8 protein-coding genes are annotated in these 9,943 nt (G+C 62.1%); 5 read left to right on the top strand and 3 right to left on the bottom strand.

Annotation, left to right across the window (positions count from 1 at the left end; genetic code table 11):
- Positions 1-40: 40 nt before the first annotated feature.
- Positions 41-163, bottom strand: coding sequence for an HVO_2523 family zinc finger protein (locus BDK61_RS24195; protein WP_004957459.1), 123 nt, complete (start codon positions 161-163; stop codon positions 41-43).
- 105 nt (positions 164-268) lie between these two features.
- Between BDK61_RS24195 and BDK61_RS12695 the strand changes: the two genes are divergently transcribed.
- Both BDK61_RS12695 and BDK61_RS12690 read left to right on the top strand, forming a co-directional pair.
- On the top strand, positions 269-1,789 hold the full coding sequence (locus tag BDK61_RS12695) for a sulfite oxidase (protein ID WP_121303393.1): 1,521 nt from the start codon (positions 269-271) through the stop codon (positions 1,787-1,789).
- 43 nt (positions 1,790-1,832) lie between these two features.
- Positions 1,833-2,123 (top strand): DUF7526 family protein, encoded by a 291-nt coding sequence (locus BDK61_RS12690; RefSeq protein ID WP_121303392.1) that lies wholly within the window; start codon positions 1,833-1,835, stop codon positions 2,121-2,123.
- A gap of 61 nt (positions 2,124-2,184) precedes the next feature.
- Here the strand turns inward: BDK61_RS12690 and BDK61_RS23025 are convergent, their stop codons facing one another.
- Both BDK61_RS23025 and BDK61_RS12685 read right to left on the bottom strand, forming a co-directional pair.
- The gene (locus tag BDK61_RS23025) at positions 2,185-2,616 is read right to left on the bottom strand and encodes a hypothetical protein (protein WP_148709136.1); all 432 of its coding nucleotides are present in this window, start codon (positions 2,614-2,616) and stop codon (positions 2,185-2,187) included.
- Between the two features lie 261 nt (positions 2,617-2,877).
- Positions 2,878-5,979: an adenosylcobalamin-dependent ribonucleoside-diphosphate reductase gene (locus BDK61_RS12685; protein ID WP_121303391.1), complete on the bottom strand. Its 3,102-nt coding sequence runs from the start codon at positions 5,977-5,979 to the stop codon at positions 2,878-2,880.
- Positions 5,980-6,552: 573 nt separating this feature from the next.
- On the opposite strand from BDK61_RS12685, the gene BDK61_RS12680 reads away from it, so the two are divergent.
- The 3 genes from BDK61_RS12680 (at position 6,553) to BDK61_RS12670 (ending at position 9,934) form a co-directional block, all read left to right on the top strand.
- Positions 6,553-7,122: a J domain-containing protein gene (locus BDK61_RS12680; protein WP_004957446.1), complete on the top strand. Its 570-nt coding sequence runs from the start codon at positions 6,553-6,555 to the stop codon at positions 7,120-7,122.
- A 37-nt stretch (positions 7,123-7,159) separates the two neighbouring features.
- Positions 7,160-7,843, top strand: coding sequence for a phosphoglycolate phosphatase (locus tag BDK61_RS12675; protein WP_004957443.1), 684 nt, complete (start codon positions 7,160-7,162; stop codon positions 7,841-7,843).
- A gap of 459 nt (positions 7,844-8,302) precedes the next feature.
- Positions 8,303-9,934, top strand: coding sequence for a GTPBP1 family GTP-binding protein (locus tag BDK61_RS12670; protein ID WP_011223746.1), 1,632 nt, complete (start codon positions 8,303-8,305; stop codon positions 9,932-9,934).
- Positions 9,935-9,943 lie beyond the last annotated feature (9 nt).

The raw sequence follows: 9,943 nt of genomic DNA, 5'->3' as shown, positions 1-9,943 counted from the left end.
TCTTTCGTTGTTCCAAGCTAATAAACCCGCGAGCGTATCGTCAGTAGAACGTGTCAGCGCAGTCATACACGACGCCGTGCTCCGGACAGACGTACTTGCAGTGTCGGTGGTACATTGCCCGCTCACAGCGCGGACACGGCCGACCGCCGGGCTGCTCGTCCATGATTCTGTAGAGCAGCCCCGCTCGCTTGTGTCTTCCGGAGTTTCGGAACGGATTCTAGCCGAAATTGGAACAATCCCTTTTGCGGGGTAGGCCGTCGGTTCAGCCATGACTGACGACCTCCTCGACTCGCCCGGCGGTCGGCTGCTGGTCAGCGTCGCCGCAGCTATCGCGGGTCTGGCCGGGTCCTACGCGGTGACCGGCTACGCGCCCGCATTTATCGCCTCGCCAATCGAGCGGACGCTCGCGCGGTCGATGCCCGGTATCGTCGTCTCGACTGCCATCTCGACGCTCGGCAGTCTCGGCCAACAGCTCAATCTCCTGCTCGCGATTGTCATAGCGGGGCTGTTCATCGCACTGGCGGCCAGGGCAGCCATCCTCACCGGCCAGCTGGCGAACAATCGTGCCCTCCCGGTCGTCGGAACGGCTGTCGTAACGTGGGCTGTCAGCATCGTTCTCACCGGCGAAGTCGTCCTTGCCGCTGGCCCGGCGGTCCCCGCCGCCGCCGTCGTCGGCCTTGCGCAACTCCTCGACGGATTCGGTGGCTCGGTGTCACCGATATCCTCGAAACGACGGCGAGCGCTCTCGACGGTCGGCGCGGCCATCGGCGCGGCGACGGTCGGCTACGCGGCTGGCAACCAGCGGTCGGTCGTCGCGACGGGTGACGATGCGCCCGTGCTGAATGCGCCGGGGGCGGACCTCGACGATGTCGACGAGAAGCTCGCCGTCGCAGCGGAGTCATCGCTGGGCTTTGGCGACATAGACCCGCTGGTCAGCGAGAACTTCTACGAGGTCGACATCAACTCCATCGACCCGCAGATCTCGGCCGCGGACTGGTCGCTCTCTATCACCGGCGCTGTCGAAGAGGAGGTCACGCTCGACTATGAGGATATCATAGAGATGGATGCCGAAAACCGGTTTGTTACGCTTCGTTGCGTGGGGGAGAGCCTCAACGGCTACAAGACGGATAACGCGCTATGGACCGGCGTTCCCGTCGACAGCCTGCTCGAAGAAGCCGGCGTCCAGAGCGGCTGTGAGTGCGTCATGCTCCGGGCCGAAGACGACTACTACGAGGAGTTCCCCATCGACGCGCTCCGGGGCGGGATGCTCGCCTACGGGATGAACGGAAAGATACTCCCGCGCGGCCACGGCTACCCCGTCCGAGCGCTGGTCCCCGGCCACTGGGGCGAGGTCAACGTCAAGTGGCTCTCGGAAATCGAGGTGCTGGACGAGGAGGCCGACGGCTACTGGGAGAAACGCGGTTGGCAGGGGACCGGACCGGTGAATCCGGTCGCTAAACTCCACCACGAATCGATGCTTTCGGACGGCCGCCGACGTATCGGCGGCCCTGCTTACGCCGGCCTGCGCGGTGTCAAGCGCGTCGAAGTCTCCACCGACGGCGGCGAGACGTGGGCGGACGCGACGCTCTCGGACCAACTGCCCGCAGCCAGCGGCGACGGCCCCGCCGCGGACGCCTGGCGGCAGTGGGAGTACACTTACGACCCACCGTCCAGCGGTCACACCGTCGTCGTCCGAATGGTCGACCAGCGCGGCGAGGTGCAGCCGGAAACAGAGACCGACTCGTATCCCAGCGGTGCCTCGGGCTGGGTCTCCAAACAGTACTCATAGTGCAAAGCGAGCGGCACATACCGCTGTAGTCGCTACTGTGCGTATGGACGAGACGATTGCGGGCGAGGTCATCCACGTCGTCCCGCCAGCCGACCACGAGGACTACGACTTCGAGCCCAAGATGGCGTCGCTCGCGGACTCACGCTACGTCATCGTCTGCCGCAAGGGCGGGAAGCCGTCGTGGCTCAAACGGATTGCGGCATTTCTCCGCCGCCAGCCTATCGAGCCGGTGACGCTTGTCGCAGACTCGGCAGCCGAAGAAGGGAAAGAAATCACCGCGACTGTCGAGGAAACGACGATTACCGGCGTGTACGACGTGACGGAATTCCGGTAGCGGACGCACCGGATACCGACACTAAATATTTCATAGAGTGATAAGAATAACTGATGTTTATTCAGCAAGGGGTAATCTCATCTCCATTAACTCTCATTATATTCGCACCATCAATTAGATAGAGGGCCTTTGATTCGTAATCCGCTTCTAATTCTTTCGTTGAGTAGTGATACGGGACGTTTACCTCAACATACTTTCCACGGTTTGTCTCATTTATTATTTCAGCATATTTCGTTCCAGTTTGCCCTCCAGGTGCACCACTTGCACAAGAAGCATTTTGTAGCTGATTAAAAATATAATCCTCCTCAGCGGATAGTGCTCGTTTTTTTGCACTGTTATTTGCCACTAGTTGAGGAGTTTGCTCATCGGTTGTTGTATCCTCACGTAAAGACTCGGTTGATGTGCTGATCTCAGAACTATTCGGAGACACACAACCCGCGCCAACCAGACATAGGACAAGTACTGCCAGAAAGACCGATCGTGAGAAGTCCATTACAGTTTGGTTAGTGTTATCGAGTGAATACTTTGTGATCCAACTCATATAGGCCCCATACCGGGTGGACATTCTTGCCGGACCCATTGAGAAAGAGCGGATAATATTAACCAATAGTTTTTGATGATTTAATCAGTATGTAATCTGTATTGACCATCTATCAATAACCGACACGGGGTTTGCGAATAGTTCTATGACACGGTGTTACTAGAAAAGAAACGGCGTCAATCGCGGTGAAAGCCGACTCCGTGTGTCACCGACTCAGCACTCGGACCAGCCACAGGACTCGCAGGTCTTGCAGCCTTCCGAGTAGTACAGCGACAGCGAGCCACAGTCAGGACACTCCGGGCTCTCGCCGGCGTCGATGATGTCCTGCTGGTCGCCACCCGCGTCAGATGCGGCGGCGGCCGCGCCGCCGTCGGTCTGGGTCTGGGTGGCGGTCTCGCCGTCGGCCTTCTCGGCAGTCTCCTCCAGCGTGGTCTGGTCGGGGTAGGCCTTGTCGACGTCGCCGTCGAGGTAGCGACGCAGGGCCGTGCCGATGGCGTCCGGGATGGACTGTATCTGCTCGCCCTTGTCCCAGGCGACCTTCGGCGACCGGATGCCCTGCAGTTCGTCGGCGATCTCTTCGGGGTCGACGCCCGAGCGAAGTGCCGTCGAGATGGTCTTGGCCAGCGCCTCGGTGAAGGAGGCGGTGAAGCCGCCGGAGTTGCCGATGTTGGCGAACAGCTCGAACGGCCGGTCGGCTTCGGGGTCCTCGTTGATGTTGACGTAGAGCTTCCCGTAGCCGGTGTCGATGCGCTGTGTCACGCCGTGGAGCACGTCCGGCCGGGTCTGCTTCTCAGCGTACTCGGCGTCCCCGTCTGCGACACCCAGCACCTGCTGGATGGAGTCGTCGATGGCGGCTTGAACGGCCTCGTCCTCGAGGAAGCCCTCGATGCCGCCGAAGACCTCCTCGATCTGTGCGACAATCTCGTCGGCGTCCATGTCCGAGAACTCCGTGTTCTGGGCGCGCGTCGTCAGCACCTGCTTGCTGCGGGTGCCGTCGCGGTAGTAGGTGACGCCCTTGCCGCCGTGGTCGTAGATGTACTCGAACACTTCGGCGGCGTCCTCTGTCGTGGAGTCGTTCGGGGCGTTGACTGTCTTCGAGATGGCGGAGTCGACGCCCTCCTGACAGGCCACCTGAATACCCGCGTGCTGCTTCGCCGAGAGGTCGCCGGTGGTGACGAACAGCTCGCCGATGGCGTCGGGCACGGTCGTCAGCCCGTCGACGCCGTCGAACTCGTTGTTGGCCATCTGCTCCTGAGCCTCCTGCTTGACGGCCTCGACGTCGATGTCGTTGTCCTCCAGTGCGCGGAGGAAGTAGTCGTCGAACTCAACGAGCATCTCGTCGCCCTGCACGTCGTCGGAGACGTTCTTGTAGTAGGCGACGTTGTAGATGGGCTCACACCCGCCGGTGGTGTTGCCAATCATCGAGGTCGTCCCGGTCGGGGCGATGGTCGTCGTGTTGTGGTTGCGGATCGGGTAGCCGTCTTCCCAGTCCGCCGCGTCCTCGCCGGTCTGCTTCTCGAACCAGTCGGAGTAGTCTGTCGGGTTCGCGTACTTGGAGTTCTCCCACTCAGTGAAGACGCCCCGTTCCTCGGCGAGTTCGTGGCTCGCGGCCTTGGACCCGTGGTTGATGTGGCGCATCGTCTGGCGGGCGATCTCGTTGGCCTCCTCGGTCCCGTAGGCGACGCCGAGCTGGATGTACAGCTGGGCCAGCCCCATGATACCGAGGCCGATTTTGCGCATCTCCCGGACCTTCTGCTCGATCTTCTCGACCGGGAAGTCCGACATCGTGACAACGTTTTCGAGGAAGCGGGTCCCGAGTTCGATGCGTCGGTCGAACTCGTCCCAGTCGATCGCTTCTTCGAGGAACGCGTCGATAGCCGCGTCAATCGAGTCGTACTCGTCCGCGTGGGCCTCCGACCAGACGCGCCAGTCCGGCGCGTCCGTGGCGGCCAGCGTCGAGAGGTTGATGTGGCCAAGGTTGCAGGCCTCGTACTCTTCGAGTGGCTGTTCGCCACACGGATTCGTGGCGAGGATCTCGTGGTCGGGGTGCTCCTCCACGTCGAAGGAGTGCTGCTTGTTCACCCGTTCGAGGTAGATAACGCCGGGTTCGCCGTTCTCGTGCGCGCCCTCAACGATATCATCCCAGAGTTCCTCGGCCGGGATCGAGAGTTCCTCGCCGACCTCGACGTGCTCGCCGAGGCCGAACATATCGTACAGCTCTTTCGTCTCCTCAGTGACGATGTGGGCGTCACCCGTTCGCGGGTTCGTGAAGGTGAATTCCTCGCCGGCCTTCAACGCCTCCATGAAGTCGTCGGTGACGCCGACGGAGATGTTGAAGTTCGACAGGTGACCCTCGACGGCGTTGCGGAGGTGCTTTGGCACCTGTCCGTCGTCGTCGATGAGTTCCCGTGCTTCCTCCAGCGCCTCGGCGAAGGAGTTGTGCGTGAAGTCGTCCGGGTCGTTCAGGCGCAGCGTCTCGGCGAGTGAGACGTCCTTGTTCTTGGCGTGGATGAACTGGATGACATCCGGGTGGGAGACGCGCATGACACCCATCTGTGCGCCACGGCGGGCGCCGCCCTGCGCGATGGTCTCGCACATCTGGTCGTAGGTCCGCATGAACGTGATGGGACCGGAGGCGATGCCGCCGGTCGAGCCGACGGGGTCGCCGTACGGGCGAAGCTTCCAGAACGCATAGCCCATGCCACCGCCGGACTGGAAGACCTGCGCGGCCTCCTTGGCGGTCTGGTGGATGTCGTCGATGTCGTCACCCGGTGAGTCGACGAAACAAGCAGACAGCTGCTGGAGTTCGTCGCCGGCGTTCATCAGCGTCGGCGAGTTCGGCATGAAGGAGAGCTGCTCCATCTGCTCTTGGAAGGCGTCGGCGGTCGATTTGACGTGGTCGCGGACACCTTCGGGCAGTTCCGGCACGACCGTCTCGTAGGCAAACTTGTTGACGTTGTAGACAGAGAGTTCGGTCTCGACGTCGTCGTCGACGGACGTTCCTTTGCCGAACACCTCGTCGGCGAGTTCGTCGCGGCGCGGGTGGTCGGGCTTCAGCTGGTCCGGCGAGACGTGTACGTCGACGTCCTGCTTGTTGGCCTCGAACACAGCTTCAGCGAGCGCGATGTTCTTTGCGACACGGTCAAAGAGGTCTTCGGGTCCCTCGATGAGGTCCCCGTTGGCATCCTTCCGGAGGTAGCGAGCCGGGAGGATGTTGTGGTAGGCATTGCCTGTGAGTCGCTCTTCGATAGTGTCACCGTCGGTACGTTTGATTGGGAGCGTAATCTCGTCAGCGGAAAGGTCGCTGTTACTCATCGCCCGCTCCTCCTCCCGACAGCGGCCGTCTGTCGGTCGATACCCCTCGTCGTAGCTACCCGTGATCCTGTCATTTCTGGCGGCGAATACGTAGTCATCGATAGCGTTTAATCCTTCTTGTCTGCGATTCGGCGGCGGCCGTAGCAATCTCCGGAGTCGTGGCTACGGTGCTCGACGAACTGTGCTGGTGACGCGTGAAACGATAGCCGCGTACAACGGAATAGATGCCGTCGGTTCTCCTTAATACTGTCTAGACCGAGGTGAAAGTGAAAACCCGACCCCGTGAATCACCAGACGTGAGCGAGATATCCAGTAGAAACTGGTGGGGGTTTGCGCGTGGTGATAAACACTTACTAACAGTTCGTAGGGAGGTACTGAGGCTGTGTCAGATACGCTGCCGTGGTGCGGTTTTGGCAAAACAGGTCTGTCAGTCCGTTGGTGTCGATATCGTGTGGTTCCGTTCTGTTCCGGTCCTGTATCATCCGGGAATGTGCCCGCTATCTAGTTCGAAAACGGACTGGATGGACGGCGAGAGGCGGGACGCTTACAGGTCTGTGGACCGAAGGAACGTGCGTGCAGTACGATGGGCTCACCAAGGGAATCGCGGTGGTGTTCGGAGGCCTGACAGTCGTCCTGACGGCGGTGGGTCTCGTGATCAATCCTGCGGTGCTCTTCCTGGCGCTCATGTTCGGGGTGTCGACGTATTTCATGTACTACCACCTCAGCGGGAAGATGGCTGCGAGCCTCTACGAGCGGGTTGAGCGACAGGCGGCACAGAACACGGGGAACGCCCGCCGTGGGGGGTTCGGGGCTGGCCCGCGGGAGGAATGGGAACCACCGCGGGACGGCCGCCGGGCGCGCCGTTCGCAAGCGACCCAGGGCGGCCAACGCCGTGGGCAGGGGCGGCAACGGCAGCGCCGCCAGCAAGCGGGTGGCCGGCAGCGCCGACAGCGCGTCCAGTCGTCGGGACCGAGTCCGGCGGAGGCCTACAAGCGGTTAGGCCTCGACCCGGACGCCGACCAGAGTACTATCAAACGAGCCTACCGCGAGAAAGTCAAAGAGGTCCATCCCGACACCGACAGCGGGAGCGAGAGGGAATTCAAGCAGGTGCAGGCGGCCTACGAGACGCTAACTGACGACTGACCGCAACCCACATATCCGACGCTCCGAACCCGAACGTATGGACAGCGACACACCTCCCCTTATCGTGGATATCGATGGGACACTGACCGACGAGAGCCGCGCGCTTGACCCTCATGTCATACCGGTCCTCCGCGAGTGGCCCGCACGTGTCGTCATCGCGACTGGGAAAGCGATGCCGTTCCCGATTGCGCTCTGTGAGTTTCTCGGCCTCGAGCGGACAGTCGTTGCCGAGAACGGCGGCGTCGTGTTCGTCGAAGCCACCGATGAACTCAGATTGGAAGGCGACCATGAGGCGGCGCTGGCGGTCGGCGAATCCTATCGCGACCTAGGTCACGACCTCGGCTTCGGACAGATAGACCTTGCAAACCGTTGGCGCGAGACGGAACTCGTTGTCTCGCTCGACCAGCCGCTCGAACCGCTGGAAGAACTGGCCGCGGCACGCGGGCTCGTCGTCCTCGATACCGGCTTCGCCTACCACGTCACAGACCCTGTCGTCGACAAGGGGACTGGGCTCGAAGCGGTGTGTTCGGAGTTGGATCTGGACCCGGCAGAGTTCCTGGCGGTCGGCGACTCGGTGAACGACGCACAGATGTTCGACTTGGCCGGTGAAGCCGTAGCCGTCGCCAATGCCGATGAAACGGCGCTCGAACGGGCCGATCGGGTGACTGATGCGAGCTATGGCGATGGCTTCCTCGAAGCGGTCGCGCCGTATCGAGACTGAGGCACTGGTTTCGAAAAGCACGGTACGCGGTCGCCGGTCTGCTGATGCCACGTACCGGGTTGGCTTCGCTGCGTAAGTCAACGACCACTCTACGCAGTATGTCATGACGGTGTCTCTCTTTTTGACCGGCCCGTCTGTACTGCCCCTCGGTATCGCGTATGCAGACCACACACTGCACGAGTGGCTTTCGTGAGCAGCCAGATGTCACGCTGACCAGTGGTTAGCCAAATTGGCGGACAGGTGACGCCATCGACAGCAGTCGGCTATCTACGGGGCGGCGCCACACGACCGCAAACCCCGTATAGTGGTTCAGTCCATGAGCCGGTCTGGCTGCGCCCTCGCGTATAAATATCCGTCCGGCTGTTATTGTGAGAGAGAGACTCATTCACCGGATTCAGGAGGGCTCTGGAGGCCTAAATCCGGGGAAGGCTTATGTCTGCCCCACGGTAACGAGGGGATATGAGCCCCGACCGGGCTGTCCTCCGGCGCGCGCTTGACCGCGGTGAACGGGAGGGCGGCAGCGTCGAGTTCAAAGAACGGCTCACCGAAGATCTCCACCTGTCCGAGGGGCGACTCGAATCCCTCGCGGCGCAACTCCGCCACCGTGTTCTCTCCGGAGATGGGGAGGCGACGTACGTCGTCGGCGTCACCGACGACGGCGGTCTCGCCGGCATCTCGCCGGCAGAGTTCTCCGAGTCAATGGACGTGCTTAGCCTGCTGGCAGAGGAAGCCGGCGCGCACATCGAGGAGGTCAAAACGTGGGGCGTTGACGGCGTTTCAGAGAACGGATCGACGGACACAGACGGTATCGTGGGTGTCGCGACAGTCTCCGAGGGGTCGGTCCTTGCAGACGATGACCACATTGTCGTGGGAACTGCCGGGCACGTCGACCACGGCAAATCCACGCTCGTGGGGTCGCTAGTCACCGGTGACGCCGACGACGGCGAAGGTGGGACACGCGGCTTCCTTGACGTGCAGCCACACGAGGTCGAACGGGGCCTCTCGGCGGACCTCTCATACGGCGTCTACGGCTTCGACGCGGACGGCGAGCCAATTCGCATGGACAACCCGCACCGGAAGGATGACCGCGCGCGGGTCGTCGAAGAATCCGACAGGCTCGTCTCCTTCGTCGACACCGTCGGCCACGAGCCGTGGCTCCGGACGACCATCCGCGGCCTCGTCGGCCAGAAACTCGACTACGGCCTCCTGACCGTCGCGGCCGACGACGGGGTGACAGAGACGACACGCGAGCATCTCGGCATCCTGCTGGCGACGGACCTCCCGACGATTGTCGCGCTCACCAAAACCGACCTCGTCGACGGTGAACGGGTCGCCGAAGTCGAACGCTCAGTCGAGCAAGCACTGCGAGAGGTCGACAAGACGCCGCTCCGGGTAGAGCGCCACGGCGTCGACACGGCTATCGACGAAATATCTGAGACTGTCGTTCCCGTCGTCACCACCAGCGCCGTCACCAAGGCGGGGCTGGACGCCCTCGACGAGATGTTCGAGGCGCTACCAAAGACTGCCGGCGAGGTGGGCGATTTCCGGATGTACGTCGACCGGACGTACAACGTTCAGGGGGTCGGCGCGGTCGCCTCCGGCACCATCAAATCCGGCGAGGTCGAGGCTGGCGACGAACTGTTACTTGGACCGATGCAAGACGGGAGTTTTCAGGAGGTCGAAGTGCGGTCCATCGAGATGCACTACCACCGGGTTGACGAAGCAAAGGCCGGCCGTATCGTCGGCATCGCGCTGAAGGGCGTCCGCGAGGCGGATATCGAGCGCGGGATGGTCCTGCTACCGAGCGATGCCGACCCGTCGCCGGTACAGGAGTTTGAGGCTGAGGTAATGGTGTTGAACCACCCAACCCGCATCGGCGACGGCTATGAGCCCGTGGTCCACCTCGAAACAGTCAGCGAGGCCGCGGCGTTCTATCCGGAAGGCGGGCAGTTGCTCCCGGGCGACGCCGGCAAGACCCGTGTCCGATTCAAATTCCGCTCATATCTCGTTGAAGAGGGCCAGAAGTTCGTTTTCCGCGAGGGGAGTTCGAAGGGCGTCGGGACCGTCACCGACACCGACCCGGCGGAGTAGCGGCCCGTC

Source organism: Haloarcula quadrata (genome assembly GCF_003634715.1).
Classification (GTDB): Archaea; Halobacteriota; Halobacteria; order Halobacteriales; family Haloarculaceae; genus Haloarcula; species Haloarcula marismortui.
The sequence above is the reverse complement of the archived record's forward strand: the minus strand, read 5'-3'. Positions and strand labels throughout refer to the sequence as shown.

Excerpts from the sequence above, each read along its gene's own strand:
- BDK61_RS24195 (WP_004957459.1), bottom strand. The coding sequence starts at position 163 with ATGGACGAGCAGCCCGGCGGTCGGCCGTGTCCGCGCTGTGAGCGGGCA.
- BDK61_RS12695 (WP_121303393.1), top strand. The coding sequence starts at position 269 with ATGACTGACGACCTCCTCGACTCGCCCGGCGGTCGGCTGCTGGTCAGC.
- BDK61_RS12690 (WP_121303392.1), top strand. The coding sequence starts at position 1,833 with ATGGACGAGACGATTGCGGGCGAGGTCATCCACGTCGTCCCGCCAGCC.
- BDK61_RS23025 (WP_148709136.1), bottom strand. The coding sequence starts at position 2,616 with ATGGACTTCTCACGATCGGTCTTTCTGGCAGTACTTGTCCTATGTCTG.
- BDK61_RS12685 (WP_121303391.1), bottom strand. The coding sequence starts at position 5,979 with ATGAGTAACAGCGACCTTTCCGCTGACGAGATTACGCTCCCAATCAAA.
- BDK61_RS12675 (WP_004957443.1), top strand. The coding sequence starts at position 7,160 with ATGGACAGCGACACACCTCCCCTTATCGTGGATATCGATGGGACACTG.
- BDK61_RS12670 (WP_011223746.1), top strand. The coding sequence starts at position 8,303 with ATGAGCCCCGACCGGGCTGTCCTCCGGCGCGCGCTTGACCGCGGTGAA.